The sequence below is a fragment of the Bacillus sp. SA1-12 genome, from assembly GCF_000981385.1.
Classification (GTDB): Bacteria; Bacillota; Bacilli; order Bacillales; family Bacillaceae; genus Metabacillus.
In genome coordinates this window covers 78,032-98,171 of the sequence record NZ_LATZ01000016.1, presented here as the reverse complement: position 1 = coordinate 98,171, position 20,140 = coordinate 78,032, and the positions used below count along the sequence as shown (strand labels likewise).

At 36.5% G+C, this 20,140-nt stretch carries 14 protein-coding genes, 1 pseudogene and 1 other annotated feature; of the genes and pseudogenes, 2 read left to right on the top strand and 13 right to left on the bottom strand.

Features of this window, described 5'->3' with window-relative positions; all coding sequences use genetic code 11:
- Nucleotides 1-85: 85 nt before the first annotated feature.
- Both WQ54_RS11625 and WQ54_RS11620 read right to left on the bottom strand, forming a co-directional pair.
- Entirely contained in the window at nt 86-1,456 is a 1,371-nt protein-coding gene (locus WQ54_RS11625; RefSeq protein ID WP_231597511.1) for an MFS transporter, read from the bottom strand.
- A 5-nt stretch (nt 1,457-1,461) separates the two neighbouring features.
- Nucleotides 1,462-3,861 (bottom strand): hypothetical protein, encoded by a 2,400-nt coding sequence (locus tag WQ54_RS11620; protein WP_046516593.1) that lies wholly within the window; start codon nt 3,859-3,861, stop codon nt 1,462-1,464.
- 248 nt (nt 3,862-4,109) lie between these two features.
- Here WQ54_RS11620 and WQ54_RS11615 point away from each other — a divergent pair, with 248 nt between their 5' ends.
- Nucleotides 4,110-4,988, top strand: a complete 879-nt coding sequence (locus tag WQ54_RS11615) for an AraC family transcriptional regulator (protein ID WP_046516590.1) — start codon at nt 4,110-4,112, stop codon at nt 4,986-4,988.
- A gap of 346 nt (nt 4,989-5,334) precedes the next feature.
- On the opposite strand, the gene WQ54_RS11610 is transcribed toward WQ54_RS11615, so the two are convergent.
- From WQ54_RS11610 to WQ54_RS11585, 6 genes are all read right to left on the bottom strand, one after another.
- Entirely contained in the window at nt 5,335-6,933 is a 1,599-nt protein-coding gene (locus tag WQ54_RS11610) for a xylulokinase (RefSeq protein ID WP_046516586.1), read from the bottom strand.
- 666 nt (nt 6,934-7,599) lie between these two features.
- Nucleotides 7,600-8,319: a cytochrome c oxidase assembly protein gene (locus tag WQ54_RS11605; protein ID WP_231597513.1), complete on the bottom strand. Its 720-nt coding sequence runs from the start codon at nt 8,317-8,319 to the stop codon at nt 7,600-7,602.
- Between the two features lie 88 nt (nt 8,320-8,407).
- The gene (locus WQ54_RS11600; protein ID WP_046516582.1) at nt 8,408-8,911 is read right to left on the bottom strand and encodes a DUF2243 domain-containing protein; all 504 of its coding nucleotides are present in this window, start codon (nt 8,909-8,911) and stop codon (nt 8,408-8,410) included.
- 309 nt (nt 8,912-9,220) lie between these two features.
- The gene (locus WQ54_RS11595; protein WP_046516578.1) at nt 9,221-9,925 is read right to left on the bottom strand and encodes a hypothetical protein; all 705 of its coding nucleotides are present in this window, start codon (nt 9,923-9,925) and stop codon (nt 9,221-9,223) included.
- Nucleotides 9,926-10,267: 342 nt separating this feature from the next.
- Nucleotides 10,268-11,488 carry an amidohydrolase gene (locus WQ54_RS11590; RefSeq protein WP_046516575.1) on the bottom strand — a complete coding sequence of 407 codons (1,221 nt, stop codon included), beginning with the start codon at nt 11,486-11,488 and terminating at the stop codon, nt 10,268-10,270.
- Nucleotides 11,489-11,515: 27 nt separating this feature from the next.
- The gene (locus WQ54_RS11585) at nt 11,516-12,742 is read right to left on the bottom strand and encodes an amidohydrolase family protein (RefSeq protein WP_231597510.1); all 1,227 of its coding nucleotides are present in this window, start codon (nt 12,740-12,742) and stop codon (nt 11,516-11,518) included.
- A 244-nt stretch (nt 12,743-12,986) separates the two neighbouring features.
- On the opposite strand from WQ54_RS11585, the gene WQ54_RS11580 reads away from it, so the two are divergent.
- Nucleotides 12,987-13,862 carry a LysR family transcriptional regulator gene (locus WQ54_RS11580; protein WP_046516569.1) on the top strand — a complete coding sequence of 292 codons (876 nt, stop codon included), beginning with the start codon at nt 12,987-12,989 and terminating at the stop codon, nt 13,860-13,862.
- 323 nt (nt 13,863-14,185) lie between these two features.
- On the opposite strand, the pseudogene metG reads toward WQ54_RS11580, so the two are convergent.
- The 5 genes and pseudogenes from metG to WQ54_RS11555 all read right to left on the bottom strand — a co-directional run bounded on the left by metG (nt 14,186) and on the right by WQ54_RS11555 (nt 20,130).
- A pseudogene (gene metG, locus WQ54_RS11575) lies at nt 14,186-15,750 on the bottom strand (methionine--tRNA ligase).
- Between the two features lie 131 nt (nt 15,751-15,881).
- Nucleotides 15,882-16,156: a binding site (T-box leader), on the bottom strand.
- A gap of 275 nt (nt 16,157-16,431) precedes the next feature.
- The gene (locus WQ54_RS11570) at nt 16,432-17,616 is read right to left on the bottom strand and encodes an endospore germination permease (RefSeq protein WP_156177893.1); all 1,185 of its coding nucleotides are present in this window, start codon (nt 17,614-17,616) and stop codon (nt 16,432-16,434) included.
- 311 nt (nt 17,617-17,927) lie between these two features.
- A complete protein-coding gene (locus WQ54_RS11565; protein WP_046516563.1) occupies nt 17,928-18,704 on the bottom strand; it encodes a sulfite exporter TauE/SafE family protein in 777 nt (258 codons plus the stop codon).
- Between the two features lie 29 nt (nt 18,705-18,733).
- Entirely contained in the window at nt 18,734-18,982 is a 249-nt protein-coding gene (locus WQ54_RS11560) for a sulfurtransferase TusA family protein (protein ID WP_046516560.1), read from the bottom strand.
- 20 nt (nt 18,983-19,002) lie between these two features.
- Entirely contained in the window at nt 19,003-20,130 is a 1,128-nt protein-coding gene (locus WQ54_RS11555; RefSeq protein ID WP_046516557.1) for an MBL fold metallo-hydrolase, read from the bottom strand.
- Between the last annotated feature and the right edge of the window lie 10 nt (nt 20,131-20,140).

The window sequence follows — 20,140 nt, the reverse complement described above, 5'->3', positions numbered from 1 at the left end:
ACCCTATAGATTACACCCATGCTGGGCGCACTTAAAAAGAACAGGGGAATAATCCCCTGTTCTTAAAACAACATAGAACCGTCACCTATAACAACTGATTGCGCACATATTCTTCTTTCTTTTCGTACTTGGTGTAGTTCAGCATAACAATTGCACCTACAATAAAGAAGATGGCCGGCAGCCAGGTGAAACAAAACTTAATCGCGGCTAATGATGCAGCAGATTGAGTTGCATTTGCTACGTATCCTGCCTTTTCCATAATAATAGAAGGAAAAAAACTACCCAATCCAGATCCTATTTTGATACAGAACGAGCTGCCAATGGCAGTTAAGAATCCGCTTGCACGAATACCTGTTTTCCATTCTCCATAATCAACTGTATCTGATAACATAGCAAATGGTAATGTAACAGCAATACCTGTTCCTAGTGATGCAACTATCCATCCAAAGATAATCATCGAAGCATTAGCTCCAGCAAAAGCAATGATCACTTGACCAATCGCTGCAATTGCGAATCCTATAATTTGGGTATGCGTTTTCAAAAATCTTTTAACGATAAATGGAAGGATTGTTATAGATATCATTTGGAAAACAACAAGTCCATTTAAGATGGATGCTAAGTTTTTATTATCAAGATTATATTCGGCATAATAGATCAAAGTTGAAGTTCTTGAAGTATTGCCTAACCAATAGAGAATAAAAGCAATAACCAGAGTGATCCATGGCCAATTTCCCTTCACTGCTCCAAAGCTTTGCTTGATAGGGATTGATTTTATACTTTTCGTATTGATTTCTTTCGTTCCAGAAAAAGCAAAGAGCAGTAAAGCAATGGCAATCACCGCATAGATACCTACGGTAACTTGAAACCCTAATTTATCGTTACCGTTTCCAAAAAACGAGACTAGAGGCAAAGTGAATGAAGCAGTTATTAAATAACCAATCATCCCGCCGTTACTTCTCCAAGAATTTAAACGAACACGTTCAGTAGAATTCGTAGTTAAGTTTGGCAAAATAGCAGTAATAGGTGTTGCAACACCTGTGTAAACCATCCCTGTAACAATGTAAGTGATTAAAGCATACGCTACTTTGGCACTTGGAGATAAATCTGGAGCTAGGAATGTTAAAAAGACCATTAGTCCAAAAGGAATCGATAACCAAAGCCAATACGGACGGTTTTTTCCCCATTTGGTCCGAGTGTGGTCTATGACTAACCCCCAAATAGGTGCATCCAACGCGTCAAAAATCCGGGCAATCAGCAGGATTAATCCTGCTGAAGCGATCGAAATTCCAAACACATCCGTATAAAAATACATAATGAAACTAGTAAGTGTACAATATAGTAAATTACCAGCTGTATCCGTACTAGCATAAGCTAATACTCGTTTAAAAGGCAATTTGGAGTTATCTTCTTCTTTTACATCGTATTTCAATTTTTTTATTACTTTTTCCTCCATCATCGTTCTCACTCCCTAGTAAGTAATTCTTTTTTTATTTTAAATTCCCCATCTACTAATAATACCTGTGGTATAGACTCTCCATTTTTAGAAAGAAAATGTAAATTTTTGTCATAAAAATGATATTCAGTCGGATATGGCGCATAACTAGTAATTAAAAGTCCTTCGTCTGTCTCTTCAATCGAGCCATTGACAATGCAAACTTTTCCTGATTCTTCGTATAGGAATGTTTTCTTCCCAAATCCATCTAAATAGGCAACTAGCTCTTCTCCCATATCCCAATCGGCCGTTTCTTCTTCTTTCGTGAATAAACGAGTAAAGATGCCTCCGTCTTTAAAGAAAGTCGACTGGCCAAATCTGTTTCGGGATAAGTCAGGTCGATTGATATGAGGACCAGCTATACTATAGGTTGAAGCCGCTTCCCCAGTTGCTAGTTTCGTATCAGTAGCTTTTGCATTTGTATCATAGCAGTAAAGAATGCCAATAGTTGCACGATAGGCAGCTTTTAAATATCTGCTATCACGTATTTCTTCATAAGCTTTCAGGCATGCCGCAGCTGTTACTCCTCCCCACAGGGAATGAATCATATAAGATAATGCTTCCCACCAGCGATCAGGGCTTTGAGCACGGAAATCGTTGGAAAAGCCAATATTCGCAAGTACCAGCTCCCCATATATTTTGGCTGCATCGACATGATGCGTGCTTGCTAAAGCTCCTGTTGCAGGGCCAAATCCAGCATTATCATAGAAATGCTCTGTTACAGCAGCTTTATAAGTTTGGCTATCATTAGAAACTTTGTTCGCTATCTTTAACCATAAAGAACTGATTTCCTCATATTTTTCTGTTAGTCCGCGAATTTTAAGCTCTTCCATTAATTCATCAATATATAAGAAGAATACACCTAACATCTCCGCTTCTTCTTTTCCTCGAGGGTTATCATGTAAATCAGGATTAACCCGTAAGGAAAATACTTCAGCAGCCCAAGATAAGTAAGTATCCGGATGATGGAGTTGTAAAATATCCTCATCAAACTGCGAAAGAAGGTAAAATACATGAGCTATATATTCAAAATCCATACAGCGGTAAAAATCACCATATAAATAAGTTGGTTTTGTAAAATCTCCATTTTGGAACCACTTTTGACGAATATAGTGAACGCAGCTTGCCTCTACTTTTTGAACTTCTTCGACTCTCGCTTGACCTAAGAGATTACTTTTTAACACTAAGCTTAATTTTCCTAACGACTCACCCTGATTAGAAATAGGAGAGTAACTATATGGAATTTCACTGTTTTCTCCATTAAACAAAACTTCACTAATATAATGGGAACGATTTACAATTATATTTTTGATTGGTTCCATTACATTTAGGATAACGCTGTCATAAAATTGTCCACCTAATTCAATTATGATCTTATGTTCCCCAGGTGTTGTGAATATTAGGTTTGCATAATATTTATTTTCATTCCTATTAATTTTTGCAAAGATATTTTCCCTTTTTCTATCACCAGCTGCGTCCAAATATTCGATATAGGCACCGGTCAATTGCCGATCTTTAGGTAGTTCGAAAGTGAAATCATAAGGCTGGTCTTCGATTGCAAGTGGTTCGAAATGAAAAATAGGATGGCCGTAATTTTTATTGGCAATTTGATAAAAATCATTTTGATTAGTAAATGGTTCAAATGAGTATTCCCATTCTTTAACTGTTAAACCAGGAAGTATTAACCCCTTTTTTTCATATAACCAGTCGGCATTTTCAAACTTCTCTGGATACCCTCCAGCTAAAATTAATTGATGAAATAACAGTCCATCTAAAGAAGGGGAAACGCTTTCGAAAAATAGATTATTATACGAACAATAAGTTCCTACTGATAACGTTTGTCCCTTTGTTTGATACAATCCTAAATGGGGTGCCTCATTACTTCTCCGGACACACGCCAATTTAGAATAGTGATCTGAGATTGATGGAAAAACAGCAGTTGAATGATTGGTTTGTAAATTAAGATCATTGATACGGTACATTACATAAGAAAAAGATGACCATATCGCAAAATCTGTAACCTTTACTTCGTTTGCTGTACAATTTATGAGTTTAATATTCCATACGAATCGATCCTCAGATTGTGTTAGATCATACTTCATGATGACTTTTATTTGTTCAAAAGCAAAAGTGACTGTAGCAGTCCCATCATCTTGTGAGATGGTCGGTAACATATCTTCACTATTTACTATTTTCCCATCTATTTTTAGAGAAAAATTTCCAAACAATTTATCGTTTTCTTCATATCCACTATCGATTAGATAGGTTGAATCCATGACCCAATTCATTTGATGAGTATCTTCTTTTAATATCAGATTTGTCAAATTTCCACTCGGTGAAATTTCAAATCTAAATTGTTTATTCTCCATAAAATTACCTCTTTTCAATTGTTTACTAAAAGAACACGGTTAATTAAAATGTGCATTGATTAGCACCTAAAGGGTATAATGAAGTAAACGTTAACAATTAGTTCTGCTAAAATATATCAAACTATTCAACGAATGAAAATAAAGGATTTTAGTCAATTTTTAAGATATTTCACACGGTTAAAATTTCCATAAATGCGGGAGAAGCAGTTAGAATGGACATTTTAAGATGAAAGTTAGAGGGAATACGTATGGAGATCGTTTCAATTGCTGTGCCACCTTTCCCAATCTTTATTGAAGGGAATAGAACAAAATATGAAATAGGAGAATCGCATCCGAATAGGAGTGAATTGGAGTATTTCGATCTTATTTTTGTAAAAAAAGGAAAGCTTTACTTAACAGAGGATGGGAAAGATTTTATTGTAAATAAAAACGAGATGCTGGTATTACTGCCTTTAAAGCACCATTTTTCTACACGACCAACAGATGAAGAAACTGAATTTTATTGGATACATTTCTATTCAAATAGTTTCTATTCAGAAGGAGATGAACCAAGGAAATTAATATCAAACATTCCGATCCCATCTTTACACTTTCACAATCACCGTTACACACTTCACTTGCAAAAAAAGTGTAAATTATTAGATTATGAGGAGATTTACAACAAAATAGATCAGCTGTTATTAGCTACTACAAATGAAAATAAAGAACTATCATTTTGGGACATACAAATCAGTTTTTTTTCTCTCCTAAATTTATTGGAGTACCAGGAAAATGCAAAGGATAGTGGTTATGTTATTTCAGAAAAAGTCGCTCAATTTATTAGAGAAAATTACCATAAACCAATTACGAACACGATGTTAGCAAAACATTTTAATATTCACGAAAATACTATTGCTAAGTACATGAAAAGATTCCATAATGTAACTGCATTAGAGTATTTAAATACCTATCGTTTAGAGCAAGCACGAATATTCTTGTTAAAAACAGATCATTCTATTCAATCAATCGCAGAACAGTGTGGCTTTAGTTATGGTCCCTATTTTTCGAGCGCTTTTAAAAAAATGTATGGCTTTTCACCACTCAACTATCGGAAAAAGCATACAAGGAACATAAAAGGAAAGGGTTGAGAACGTATGATCAGTTTTCAGCATAAGTTAGGTTGTGGCCCTGATCCTTGTTCCATTCCACTAGCTGTTAATTGGATTTAACGTTACTGCCCTCTACTAATTTTTCATGCTAGTAAGGAAGCCTAAGAGAATAGTGGTTAGCAAATTAGAATCATAGGCAGCAAAAAAGGAAAGAAAAAAAGCACTCGGTGCCATTTTACAACGAATGCTTCTCATGTAATCATTGCCTAGAGAGAAAGATGACTTCCTTTTGTTTTATTACAATATGATCGCCCGCTTATTGTAAAGTTTCCCTTTTATTGGACTTTCTGAGATCATTTCAACTCTTTTTATATTACTTGATTATTTATTGAAGATTGTCTATTGCTGCTCTTTCAATTGCAAGTCCCTTAATGTAACGTTGCATAAATAGCTCAAAACCTTTCACATCTTTAGGGTTAGGAAACATGGTCATAGCGTCTTTTTCAGCAAATACTTTCTGACTTAAAAATCCTTCCAGCGTTTCATCAGTCTCTTTATTCATCATAAAAGATGCAAGGAGAGCAATCCCCCATGCTCCACCTTCTCCTGCAGTTTCCATTACTGAAACAGGAACATTGAGAGCAGCTGCCATGATGCTCTGACCTACATCTTTGGTCTTAAACAGACCGCCATGACCCAGTATTTGATCTAGCTGGACACCTTCTTGTTTGAGAAGAAGATCCATACCAATTTTCAACGCGCCAAGTGCTGTGAATAAATGGACACGCATGAAATTAGAAAGGTTGAAATGGCTATTTGATGAACGAACAAATAATGGACGGCCTTCTTCAAAGTGTGTAATGTGTTCGCCGGAAAAATATCCGTAACTGAGTAAACCGCCGCAATCAGCATCTCCTTGAAGAGCTAATTTAAAAAGAGTTTCATATAACTTATCTAAGCTTGCATCCAAACCCATTGCTTTAGCAAATTCTTCAAACAATCCAATCCATGCATTTAAATCGGAAGAACAATTATTGGAATGAGCCATAGCAACAAGGCTGCCAGTAGGTGTTGTAACTATATCAATCTCGGAATAGACGTTGGACAATTCCTTTTCTAGTACGACCATTGCAAACACCGAGGTCCCAGCTGAAACATTTCCCGTACGCTTTGCTATGCTGTTGGTTGCCACCATACCGGTTCCTGCATCTCCTTCAGGCGGACAAAGTGGAATACCAGCCTTCAGTTCTCCAGTAACATCAAGAAGCTTAGCACCTTCTTCTGTCAATACACCGGCGTTTTCACCCGCTACCAATACCTTTGGGAGAATATCCTCGAGTTTTCTCGGCAGATGATGACCCGCAATCAATTCATTAAATTGATCGATCATTGTTTGATTATAGTTCTGAGTATTTAAATCGATTGGAAATACGCCGGATGCCTCGCCGACCCCCAGAACCTTCTTCCCTGTCAGTTTCCAATGGATATAACCAGCCAAAGTTGTCAGGAAGCTAATATCGCCAATATGTTCTTCCTGATTCAAGATAGCTTGATAAAGATGAGCAATACTCCATCTTTGAGGAATTTGATAGTTAAAAAGTTCTGTCAGTATTTTTGAAGCATGACTGGTAATATTGTTTCGCCAGGTGCGAAAAGGAACCAAAAGCTTTCCCTCTTCGTCAAACACCATATAGCCATGCATCATTGCACTAAAACCGATTGCTCCTACTGTTTTTAAGGTCACTCCATATTTCTGTTTTACATCGTTTGCCATCTTTTGATAGCTGTCTTGAACCCCCTTCCAGATGTCCTCTATACTGTAGGTCCAGATATTGTTCACATAACTATTTTCCCAATCATGGCTGCCAGATGCGATCGGTATATGATCTTCTCCAATGAGAACTGCTTTAATCCGGGTAGAACCAAGCTCGACACCAAGTACTGTTTTGCCATTTTCAATAGAATTTTTCACAGCAACACTCACGTATTTCTCCTCCAGTTTAATTTATATAATTTCATAAAGAGATTTAAGTAAAAGAGTAAAGTTGAAACCTTGGAAAAAACCAAGCTGAGCCAATTAAAAAATTTCCGGCTATCACAGTCAAAAGAAAAATCAGCGCTTCATTGAATTTCTTGAATTTTTACTTTTAGTAAACGTAACAATTCGTGCTGTCAGATTATTTAAAGCAAAATTTAAACGTTGTTATAATAATGGGTCTATTTTTGTCCGTAATACGCATGATCACCATGCTTTTGAAGATAATGTTTATCAAGCAAATATTGATAAATTGGCTTAATGCGGATCAAGAAAGATTATTAAAAAAGCTAGACTTATATGTTACAAACATTTTTCTCAATCAAATCTGTCTTAGTGCAACACCAAGAAATCGTTTTCATTTAGTTGACAGACTGTGATTCTGTTTAGAGAAATATTCGACTTTTAATCCAAACGTCCCTCTATTATTTTTTAATTCATCATCCATTATTTTATTTCAAGTTTACCAAAAATCACTTTCCTTCTGTGTAACAGCCTTACGTGAAGGAGCCCATTTCGCGTTCGATTCCTGATTATAACCGCAGAATGGGCAGGAGGAACTTCTAGGTTATAAGACAACCCTTGCTCTTAAATTGCAGATTCCCCTCTAATAGTTTATGTTTGCGAGCTCTCTAATTGATGTACATTTGCTCTTGGCCGGCTGTCCCGAAACCATTGCAAACAAAAAATGAATATGAGAATACTGTCAATTGCGTCCCCGCCATAATACATCAGCATACCTCCAATTTCAGCCTGTGCAGTGGGTACGCCTGCAGGTGGCTGAGCATAAATATACTTTGATAGAATACCATGTCCAGCTAAAGCAACAATTAATACGATTGCACGGTTCAAAAAAGGAACACGATGAGATATCGGGTCCATATAAATCATTGACACAGTAAATAAATAGCCAGCCAAGAATACATGGAAATGCACGATTAGATGCAAAAGGATACTCTCATGCATAAGGGAGTAAAGGTTGGTAGTGTATAATAACCAAAGACCTCCTATATTAAGTAAGGATGCAACAAGGGGATTGGTAAATATTCGCAATGGCCAACTCTTTAAAAACTTTGAAAACCTTCTCGCTAAGGGAACGCTTAGCGATCGCAGCACCAGCGTTATTGGCGCAGCCAGTGTCATGAGCAATGGCGCAAGCATTCCCAAAAACAAATGACCAATCATATGCGCTGTGAAGTCTACATGGGCACGACTTGCTAAGGGACCTGCCACTGCAATAATAGCGAAGAAAACTCCAAAAACCCAGCAAACAGTCCGGTATATCGGCCATGGCTTGTAATACCTGCTGGAAACCACTGCAGCAAGGATATACATAATCAAGGCCAACACAAACGGCAGTGCACCGAGCAGCTGCGGTATTATCTCAGCTGCATGAGTTCCATCGGTATGATGAATATGGTTATTACTGTTCATGTGAAACAGCCTTTCCCGATTGTTGTCTCCTCCTTGTACGAACAACAAGGCCGAGTCCGATAATTATCATTAAAACAGCTAAGATATTCCATACCAGATCGTAGATAAATACATTTTCTACATAGCGAATCTGGTGTATCCGCATTAATTTGTGCTGGATTGTACCATCATATAACTGGAACCCGCCTGCACCTAGCAAAACTCCTCCCCACCACCTCATGATGCCCAATGCGTTTCGCCGACGGAGATCAGCAAAAATAAACAAGCTCCCGATTGTCGCAAACCAACTAAAGGCATGAAACAGCCCGTCGGAAATAAGTCCAATATCTGTCGTTGATTTATCATAAAAATGGTGCCAGTGCAGTAGTTGATGAAAAACTGTCTCATCTATAAAGGCGGCTAGGCCAATTCCAAATAGAATTCCAGACCATAGATTGCGGGCCAAGTAGGCAGAACGGTTTGTGTGAGCTGAACTATTCATTTCAGTTGACATGGTTTATCCTCCAATTGTATCCATTCCATATCTATGAGTTCTCAATGTTTCATCTTCCATTTTATCCAAGTTTAATAAGCTATACTCAAGCTCTCATCTTCTAAAATATTTCTGTTTGATTTTATATACCCCCTTTTATTGTGAAATATCAAGCAATCAAATGGTTATTTTCTTCCATTGCCCTTTAAATAAAAAAGACGCAATCCTTGCTGAAGGAAAGCGTGCAATCGTTGAAGATTGTTATTAAATTAAAGCTGCCGTTCGTCAAATAAGCTATAGTAATATCATTTATCGTTTACTGCTTTTATACTATTTATTTTTGAAAAAATAGGAATGAACAATTAAAGCAACTATATAGTCTAGGCGCTGCTCTTGGATATCTATGATTTGTACGTTACTCAAGATATGGTTGCGTTTTAATGTTCCAAGTAACTCTTCATTCTGAGATAGTGAAATTGTAGATGTCATAGTCGATGCTGAGGATACACATTCTGTGTCGTTAAATCTAAACACAATTGCTTCTTTTAATTTTGAACTGTTTTTTAGATTGATTAGCGTATGTGCTCCACCTATTTGTTTTCCATTTTTATAAATTTTCCACTGATCCTGATTTGTTAACCATTTTTCACGATACCATCTTACATCATATGTATCTTGATCAATTTGAATTTCTAAACATAAATACCAGTTAAAACCGAGAATATCTCCAAAAGCATATTGCCATTTCTTTGGGAAATAGCGTTTTATATAACCTCTCTGGTTGTTTCCTTCAAATAGTGGTTTTTTAATGATTAATGACTTTTGAATATTGTAAAATGACCACCCAACAATATCTTTTGGTTGATAAGAAAGTTCTTTATTTGCAAATCGTTTACTAATAATAAAAATAGCAAAAGCTGCAACTGGAAAAAGAAAAATCATCGCAAAAGATAATGGCTCAAATACACCAAATACAAGGTAACGAGCAAGTGCTGTTAATAGTAACAAAACAAAAAGCAGAATTAGTTCGATCATGAAGTTCACCTCGATTACTATACGGTAATCCTATATAAAAGTTTCCTTTTTGCAATTGAAATATGCGCTGTACTTATTTATGAATAGCCCCTGATTATTGGAGATTACTATTGAATGAAAGCATGAATTTTACGGTATTTATAACCTATTTAATCAATTATCTGGCCTTAAAATGGAAAACGGGCACTTATCCTTGTTCCAGGATAGCACCCATTTTGTAAGAAGAATGTCCATGTATAAGCACAGAACCCTAGGCAAAAACATCTTTAATTTCCGCCAGTACCCGACAACGTATCAGTATTTCGTAATAATCGCAGCTTTTTTCATGCATTCATTACATGATTATAATGATCCTGAAACGAATTCTCCTTTGAACATAGTAGCTGCCCGCCGCGATCTTCTTGCAATCGCTTCAGCGGAACAAGATGCTTCAATAAACACGATGTTGGCGTCGTCCCCAACTATCGGCCATACTTGTTCCCCAGTATGATTAAGCGGTGTTTTGCCACCTGTAATAAAATATAGAGCTTGTGCTAATGATCGTTCATCTATCCATCGTGAAACTTCTGCTAAACGACCGGCACGTTCAAACACATCACCATTTCCAAAGGGTGACCAAACATCAAAAATATTATCACATCCGACGGCAACCGATACTCCTTTCCTGTGCAATAAACTAACAGGCGGAAACTTTCTATCAAGAGGCACACTCGTAATAATGGTTATTCCTACATCAGCTAATTGTTCTGCCATTTCTTCTGCTTGAGATGGAGGGATATCTCCAAGTCCAAATGCATGGCTTATCGCAACGTTGCCTTGCAGACCTGCTTCTTTTGTTAGCTGTGCTAATCTTCTCATTGTAAAGGTACCTAGATGATCCGCATCATGCAAATGCAAGTCGATTCCCGCATTTCCTTCTACAGCGAGTTCGACCATCATTTGTAAGGATGCCTCAATATCGCCATCTACAGTAGCTGGATCAACGCCCCCTACCAAGCTTGCTCCTTGACGAAGAGCTTCCCTTACTAATTCTTTTGCCTTGGTACGCAATAAACCATGTTGCGGAAAAGCGACAATTTCATAAGATAACTTTCCTTCATACGATTGCAATGCTTTTTGGACTTCAACTAAATTTTTCAATCCAACCTCAGGATAGATATCTACATGGGTTCTTAGATGTGTCACCCCGGATTTTAAATAATTGTCAATTAACTTTTCCGCACGTTCTTGCGTAGTAGTCTTCAATGAAGGAAGAACCTTTTTCTCGATTTCGAGTCGGTCAAAAATATTGTTAACAGGCGTTACAGAACGCCATCTATCGCCAAGCAACGTTTTATCTAAATGGCAATGTTTTTCTATAAACGACGGAAGAACCAAAAACCCTTTCACATCTTTTTTTGGTAAATTGTCTGCAATGGTTTCATTAGAAGATACCATCTTTTTAATCTTCCCATCCTTAATCAATAAGTGGAAACATTCCGTTTTAGTTCCTGTAATGACGCCATGATCTACTTGGAAACCACTCTCCAACCGTGCATTTGTTAGCCAAAAAGGTAAGCTCATGAGAATCTCTCCTTTCTATTTCAATCATTAAAGTACTCCAGCAGCTAAATTCCCTTTAAATAGAACAGCTACCCTTCTTGCTCTCCTTGCAATTGCTTCTGCTGAACAACTCGCATCAACCAAAACGAAATTGGCATCATCACCTACATTTGGCCAAATTTGTTTTCCATCTTGATTTAAAGGAGTTAAACCTCCCGTAATAAATCCTAAGGTTTGTCCAAGTGAACGTTCATCACTTAAGCCAAAACGCTCCGCTAACGTCCCTGCTTTTTCCAAGCTGTCTCCTTTCCCGAAAGGAGACCAATGATCTGTAATGCTGTCATCGCCGAGTGATACTTCCACTCCTTTATCATGCAAGAGAGGAATCGGGATCGTCCTTCCAATCGGAACAGACGATGTAATTGAAATACCTTGATGAGCCAGCAGCTCTGCGACTTCACTCGCTTCCTTAGCAGAGATATCAGCAAAAGCCAACGCATGGCTTATGGTTACTCTTCCTTGCCATCCAGCTTCTTCTGTTAGAGATGCCAATCGCTTAAACGTAAAAATACCAAGATGGCCCGGGTCATGTATATGAAGGTCAATGTTTACATTTGCTTCCACGGCAAGTTCCATTACCGTTTGTAATGATTTCTCAATATTTTCGTCAATTGATGCAGGGTCAACACCGCCAACTAATGAAGCCCCGCTTCGCAATGCTTCTCTTACGAGTTGAACAGATTGGCTGCGTAATAATCCGTGCTGCGGGAAAGCAACTATTTCAACTGAAGCCTTTCCTTTAAAAGCTTGCACTGCTTGTAAAGTTGCTTCTAGGTTTTTCAATCCGATTACAGGATCGACATTGCAATGTGTGCGGATGTGAGTTGAACCTGAATGCAGGAGTAAGTCTAATAATTTTTTCGCTCTTTCTTCGGCAACAGGCAATAAGCGCGGAAGCAGTTCTACCTCTTCTTCTAACCTTGTCAGAAGACCCTTAGTTGGAATCGTTGGCGCTTTCCAAGGACCTCCGTAATACGTTTTATCTATATGGATGTGCATATCTCTAAATGATGGAAGCATTAAATAATGATTCGCATCCCGTTTAGGCAAATTGGTTTCAAATGATTTATCAGCTAAAACAATTTTATTTATTTTCCCATCTTGAATTTTCATATGGAAACGTTTCGTTTCTGTTCCTGCAATTTTACCATTTTCATAGTGATAACCAGTTTCTAATCTGACATTCGTTAACCAGTATGCTTTCGTATCTGTCACTTTTTTTCGCCTCCTCATATTTAATTAAATAATCTTTTCAATTGTGTCAAAAGGGGCATTCCTAAAAAAGCCCGTCCCCCATCTTTACTGCGATAATATGAAGCTCAAGTTGAACCATTCTGATTATCACAGCTGCTTTCACCTTATATACAAACATGGTAACATGGGGATAATTATATGAAAAATATAAAAAAAATAAGATTTACTAAAGTTTTTCATATTATAAAAAGGAGTGTGCTTGCTGATGGACATAAGACAGCTGCGATATTTTATAGCGATTGTAGAGGAAAGGAAAATTTCCGCTGCTGCTGAAAAACTTCATATCTCTCAACCACCTTTAAGCCAGCAGTTAAAATCAATGGAAGAGGAACTTGGCGCAAAATTAGTAGAGAGAAGCGGAAAATATTTTGAAGTAACGGAAGCTGGAAAAACATTATATAAATACGCCTTGGAAATGACCCAATTAATGGAAGAAGCCAAAATGGAGGTAAAGGGAGTCGGAAACGGAGTAAACGGAACGTTGGCAATAGGCATCAATACGTTTTCCGTTGCTGAGTTAACTGAAATCCTTCATCAATTTAATATGCAATACCCAAAGGTGACTTATAAAATTAAACAAAATGAATCCTCTCATCTTTGTAAACTAGTGAGAGACCGAATAGTAGAACTCGCGATCATTCGTTTGCCGCTCGACCTCGACGATTTTTCAGTTCTTCATCTTTATACAGAACCTTTTTACTTTATTACATCCCAAAAACAGAAAACGTTCGACCATCAAGTCTCACTTGATCAAATTCAAGACTATCCTCTCATTTTACCGAGTACAGAGGGATTAGGTGTACACTATTTAATTTTGGAGGCCTTTTCCCGGTTTCATCTGCATCCCAACATTGTTGGTGAGTGTTCAGACATTACTCTTTTGATGGATTTAATCTCATCTGATTTTTGTTCATCGATTGTTCCGGAAACGATGCTTAAACGACATAAAGGGTATTCTATACAAGCTCACAAAATTTCCAGCACAACTGAGATTTCTTCCCCAGTCGGATTAATATGGCTGAAGAATCATAGCTTATCTAAAGCTGCTCAAAACTTTATCGATTTATTGAACGAGTGGTAAAGCCACCTTTTTTTCACACGTCTCGAGTTTGGCATCTCTTACAATTGTAGATTTAGAGATTATAGCCAAGCGTTTTTAAACTATCTTGTACAAAAAATGAACCCCTTTTCTTGAACAGTGATGCCATTCTTAATGTCAATTCGAAATACAGTGCCTTATTTTATCTATCCTCTTTTTGAAGCACCGCTCCTTTCGTTTTTTAAAAAAAGATCCGGCAGAACGGCAGCCGGATCTTTATCATTTCGCTCGTTAGGTTAAGTGAAGGCTTTAAAACACTTGGTAAAGGGTATCATTTCCGCTAAAATAAACTTAATCATTTTAGGTTATACAGTGCTAGTATTTAATCTTTGAAGCTCTTCTTCTATTCTGCTAGGGTCTATTCTTACAAACAATGGTTCCACCTTCGACAAATGCTGGGATTTGACTAAAAACGCTTCCCATCCAGTTTCAATTACGTTTATCATTTTCTTAACCTTTATGCTTGAAAAAGGTAAGAACGGGGCTAGAATTTGAGCTAAATTAGCAATAAGATAAACACAATCTGCCAAGGTTTGTTTGCAAGACTCAGCATCATCCTTGATTTGATTCCAAGGTTGTTGTTCATCAAAGTATTTATTCGAGAATCTAACAAGCTCAAATATTTTTTCCAATCCTTGTTTGAAGGAAGCCGTTTCAATGTTTTGACCTACTATATTGTATAGATGCTTTACTTGATCCTGAATATTTGAAGCTATGTTCTTTTCAGGAATAACACCATCAAATGATTTTTCAATAAATTTTAATGTCCGATTTACAAAGTTTCCATAAGCTCCTAATAACTCACTATTATGGCTATGAATAAATTCTTTCCAAGAAAAATCTGCATCTCTGTTCTCTGGAGCATTGATTGTTAGAAAATATCGTATTGAATCTGAATCGTACCTTTCTAAAATATATGGAACCCAAACAGCCCAATTTTTACTTGTTGATAATTTTTTCCTTTCTAAAGTTAAATACTCGTTTGAAATGATATGTGTTGGCAATGGTTCTTTTCCAATACCAGCAAGAATGCCAGCCCAGATAATCGAATGGAATGGTATATTATCTTTCCCGTGAACGTAATATGACTTTGCAGTAGAATTCCAAAACGTAGAATCATCATTATTTGTTTCTTTAGCCCAGAGTCTGCTAGCTGTATAGTATCCTGAGACTGCCTCAATCCAAACATAAATTTTCTTATCTTCATATCCAGCAACTGGAACACTTACACCAATAGGCAAATCTCTTGAAACTGCTCTATCTTGTAAACCTTCCTTTAAGTAACGCTTAGTAAGAGAAATAGCATTTTCCCTCCAAAGTTGTTTGTTTTCTGCCTCTTCTGTATAGTTCTCCAAAACTTTTTGAAAAGAGCTTAAAGAAAAGTAAAAGTGCTCTGTGAATCGCGTAGTGGGTTCGTGCCTACAAATTTTGCATTTTTTCTCAAGTAGTTCAAGTGGTTCTAATATAGTTGAACAATTATCACATTGATCACCACGAGAATGTTCATTACAAACAGGACAAATTCCTTCAACATAACGGTCAGGCAAAAACTGTTGACAATATTCACAATAAGTTTGTTCAATTTCTTTTTTGTAAATTAGCCCTTTTTCAAGCAAATATAGAAATATCTCTTGAACAATATTATGATGATGTTCTGAATCCGTTCTTGTATAGATATCGTATGAGAATCCCAGTCTTGAAAAACAATCTTCAAATTCTTTGTGATAACGATCTGAAATAACTTTTGGAGGAACACCTTCCTGTTTCGCTCTCACTGTAATAGGTGTTCCATACAATCGCTTCCCGATACATATAAAACCTTTTCTCCCTTTAAACGATAATATCTCGCAAGAATATCCCCAGGTAACAAACTCGAAAGATGACCTAAATGTAAAGAGCCGTTCGCATAAGCCCAAGCCCCGCCAATAAAAATACTCAAAATAAAGACCTCCTAATTTATATGAAATGTAAATACAAAAAAACCTCGCCTTAACTGTAATAGTTAAGGGCGAGGTTTGAATTTCCACACGGTACCACCTTAATTTACAAATGGCTCACACCATTTGTCTCAACAAGTACGGAGTAATACATGCTACTCTTATACTGTGACATTGATAACGAGTGCCAATACTCGTCGTGTCCTACTAATACAAAAAGTACGTTCAGTACGAAGCTCAGAGACCATTGTTCAAATGAGTGTTTTTGCTTCTTTTCAGCTTCCGAAGCTCTCTGGTGAAAAACAAAATCATTTTACTTTTTCTCTTCATAGCCTTTATTTCATAATTAATGACAGTGTATTCAAAAATTTTCCTAGAGTCAATAATTTCTCCTAATGATTTTTCAATACACATTAATTCTTCTAAAACGATTCTCCCTTAATAAAGAAAGGGTTGTCGAATCAAAACATTGACCTTCAACTCTTACAATCTATAGTTTAAAGTTATTACGAACCAACCTAGCTCGTTACTTGCAACACCGTAGTTAATTTAGTTAGACTGTTTACGGAAAAAAACAAACCAAATCAGAGCTACATTACCGAAGGAGCTAGCTATTATATAGAAGAGTTCTCAAGTTTTAGCTTTTTACGTATAAATGCAATGCATAGTAATAATATTGGAAAAGCAATTTGCAATGGTATATGTATGTATTTAGTAACAATTTCTAACCCAATTTCATTATATTTAATTTGATTTGATGCAGCTAACAATGATAATGGCGTAATAATTGTCCCTAGTCCAAGGAATACAGATGCTGTTTGTCTTAGTTTAAATAAATGTGCAATCCCAACAGTTGCCCCGAATAACCAGCCACCGATCTTAAAAAACACACCTGCAACCATCATTAAAATAATCAATGCATCAAATCGTTCAAGAAAATTTGCAATAGTAACCAGTCTAGTTGCAGAGAGTAGAGGAAAAAATTCCTTATTATAAATTTCAGGTCCTAAAACAGATAAAATCAAGATCAAATTTAATGTAATCAAACTACCTGTAATAAGAATAACTATCATACCTACTTTTTTAACATTCTCTTTATTATTTAAAAATGGGAGAAACATCGTGATAATGATAGACTCCCCAAAAGGGAAGGTTAATACAGTTGGAAAAACTTCTTTTAATACAGGCTGGAGACCATTTCCTAATATAGGCATAATTTTAGTTACGTTAAAATCTTTTACAGTTAAAAGCAAAATCCAAATTACAATCATTGCCATAATATAAACTGGAAAAACAGCTTCTCCCATTCTGCCAAATGTTTCAATCCCACCGCGAAAACAATAAATCATTAACATCACAAAACTTCCAATAACAACAACCAAAGGGGTATCATCTAAGAGCGTTGCAGCAATAATTTCAGCAAAATCCCTACAAGCTTTAGCAGCTAAATATGTAAAATAACAAATATAGATCAAAATAATTGGATAAGCCAAGAATTTACCGATAATTTTAGGGATCATTTGAAGCAAAGTATCCTCTGGATAAAAGGAAGATAGCTTTGTATAAACAAACATTAAGATAAAACCGCCTAACATGGCAAGTATAATAACTAACCAGGCATCTTGCTTTGCTCCTCCACCTAATCCATAAACCAATGTATTTCCTATTTGAAATCCAACTATCACATAAATGAGCTGGACTGCACTAATTTTTTTGGGTTTCATAATAAACTCCCTATAATGAAACTTTGGAATTATTTCAAATAAAAAAGCAATATTATTTCTGTTTATTATTACCAAGTGCAAACACGTTATGCTAATTGAGCAGATTATCAAGTTTTCACATAAATACTGTATACAAAAACTAGTTTACATAATAGCAACTATCAGAGTAAGCAAAAAGCGCCAAGCCCATTATTATTCAGGCGGTAGGCGCTTTTACATTTTTAGCATTATGCAGCATTACACATCCGTGTTTTTTTAACGTTTTCGGATTATAAAGAAACCTGACGAATCATAAAAGCAATCTCTTTTTATACTAAGCCCTCATTACTTTAAGTGAATAATTTCACAAAATTACTATTATAGCTATTATTTGAACTTCATAAAATTTATAAAATTGCTATCCAAGCCTTCACTGCTGTCGCTAAAATTAAAATCATCATTATACCTTGCAAAACTTTTGTGTTCACTCTTTTCCCCATCTTGGCTCCTATAGGTGAAGCAATTAAACTCGCAACAACCATTAAAAGTGAAGGCAGAATCGGTACTTGACCTGTTGCGATTTTTCCAGAAACAGTCCCAATTGACGAAATAAGTGTAATTGCTAATGAAGAGGCAAGTGTCATTCTTGTCGGTATTTTTAAAACCACAAGCAAGATAGGAACTAACAGGAATGCTCCTCCCGCACCTACAATACCAACACCAATGCCCACTCCGAAAGCAAATAATGCTGCAAGCCATTTGTTAAACTGGACTTGTTCCAATAGGATATCATCAATACCTTTTTTTGGTACAAACATCATGACAACAGCAATAAGAGCTAAAATTCCATAAACGATATTAATTCCACTTTCCGGCATGTGAGTAGAGCCAAATCCTCCAATAAAACTTCCAATCAAAATGCTAATTCCCGTGTAAGTAATTAGCGTCTTATTTAAATAACCACCTTTACGGTAAGCCAAAACACCACCAACTGTCGCAAAGAACACTTGGATGGCTGTAATGCCAGAAACCTCATGTGCTGTAAAATGTCCAGCCCCTAACATGACTGGAATATATAATAACATGGGGTAGTTAATGATGGCTCCACCTATTCCTAACATCCCAGAAATAAAGGAACCTACAAATCCAATTATGAAAATTGTCATACTAAGATTAATATCCATGTTGTTCCCCTCTTTAGAAAAAGGGAACCTTATTTGGTTCCCTTTATTTTCCAACCTTTTTTAATCCAAAATTTTAACACTCCGTTTTCGTCTTCGTATTTTAATAATTCATGTCCTCCTGATTTAGCCCAGGCTGTTAAATCATTGATTGCCCCTTTATCGGTTGTATGAACTTCTATTACTTGACCTGGTTCAAGCTCTCCAATAGCTTTTTTTGTCTTTATAATCGGCATTGGGCAAGCCAGTCCTTTTGCGTCTAATAACTTAGTTGATTCCATTTCAATAATTCCTCCTATTTTTAACGAACCGCACAACGGTTTGGTCCGATTTCCATTTCGCGCTTTTGATCTACGTCAGGATTGATTTTCCCCATATTCGTTTCACGTATTTCCTGGTATGCATTAGGCTGTACTGGTAAATTTTCAGTTACTAATTTTCTAAATTCATTTTCATCTTCGATATTGAGCCCGTGATTTTTAGCAAATAGTGTACCTAATTTTTCCGACACACTTCCATCATCATTTAACTCGTCAATGATCATAAAATGTGCTGGTAGGACAGTGATTTCATCTGACAATTCTCTGTAGCGTTTATATAAAGATTCTCTTAAATCACCAACCCAATCTTCTGCCTTGCCGGCAAGGTCAGGTCTTCCAATTGAATCAATGAACAAAATATCACCTGACATCAGGAACGTTTTATCAACTACAAAAGAGGTTGAACCAATGGTATGACCTGGTGAATATAACGCTGCGATATTAATAGTTGTGTTGCCGATTGTTACATTGTTGCCGTCTTCTAATGGCTGGTAATCAAATGTTACTTCTGTTGCATCCTTTGGCGGTAGCCAGTAAGTTGCGCCAGTTTTCTGAGCGATTTCACGTCCGCCAGAAATATGGTCCGCATGAAGGTGTGTATCAAATACATGAGTGATTTTAGTATTAATACTATTGGCAAACTCCAGATAGATGTCTGTCATACGTGTGGCATCTATAAGCGCTGCTTCACCATTTGAAACCACCATATAAGATAAACAGCCTTTACCGATTCGAACAAATTGATAAATTTCTCCTCCTTCATTTAGGTCTCCCACTTTAACCATTTCTAAATGTTCACTCCAAGCTTTCATCCCACCCTGAAGGTATGACACACTTAGTCCTTCGTCAGAAAGCATTTCTGCCACCATTACCGATGAACCTTCCTTAGCACAAACAACCAATACTTCTTTATCAGCAGGAATTTTTTCAATGATTTCTTCTACACCATCTAGCAATTCAAAATATGGAACATTTAAATACTCAAAGTTTTCTCCTTCGATTTTCCAATCTTTAAAATCACTTTCATTACGAACATCAAGAATAAACAACTCTTCTTTATTAAAAACTTTCTTCGTCACTTCTTTTGATGTCATTACATTAACTGCCATCCTATATACC

Excerpts from the sequence above, each read along its gene's own strand:
- WQ54_RS11625 (WP_231597511.1), bottom strand. The coding sequence starts at position 1,456 with ATGATGGAGGAAAAAGTAATAAAAAAATTGAAATACGATGTAAAAGAA.
- WQ54_RS11560 (WP_046516560.1), bottom strand. The coding sequence starts at position 18,982 with ATGGAATCAACTAAGTTATTAGACGCAAAAGGACTGGCTTGCCCAATG.
- WQ54_RS11600 (WP_046516582.1), bottom strand. The coding sequence starts at position 8,911 with ATGTCAACTGAAATGAATAGTTCAGCTCACACAAACCGTTCTGCCTAC.
- WQ54_RS11565 (WP_046516563.1), bottom strand. The coding sequence starts at position 18,704 with ATGGATATTAATCTTAGTATGACAATTTTCATAATTGGATTTGTAGGT.
- WQ54_RS11620 (WP_046516593.1), bottom strand. The coding sequence starts at position 3,861 with ATGGAGAATAAACAATTTAGATTTGAAATTTCACCGAGTGGAAATTTG.
- WQ54_RS11595 (WP_046516578.1), bottom strand. The coding sequence starts at position 9,925 with ATGATCGAACTAATTCTGCTTTTTGTTTTGTTACTATTAACAGCACTT.
- WQ54_RS11615 (WP_046516590.1), top strand. The coding sequence starts at position 4,110 with ATGGAGATCGTTTCAATTGCTGTGCCACCTTTCCCAATCTTTATTGAA.
- WQ54_RS11580 (WP_046516569.1), top strand. The coding sequence starts at position 12,987 with ATGGACATAAGACAGCTGCGATATTTTATAGCGATTGTAGAGGAAAGG.
- WQ54_RS11605 (WP_231597513.1), bottom strand. The coding sequence starts at position 8,319 with ATGTATATCCTTGCTGCAGTGGTTTCCAGCAGGTATTACAAGCCATGG.
- WQ54_RS11590 (WP_046516575.1), bottom strand. The coding sequence starts at position 11,488 with ATGAGCTTACCTTTTTGGCTAACAAATGCACGGTTGGAGAGTGGTTTC.
- WQ54_RS11555 (WP_046516557.1), bottom strand. The coding sequence starts at position 20,130 with ATGGCAGTTAATGTAATGACATCAAAAGAAGTGACGAAGAAAGTTTTT.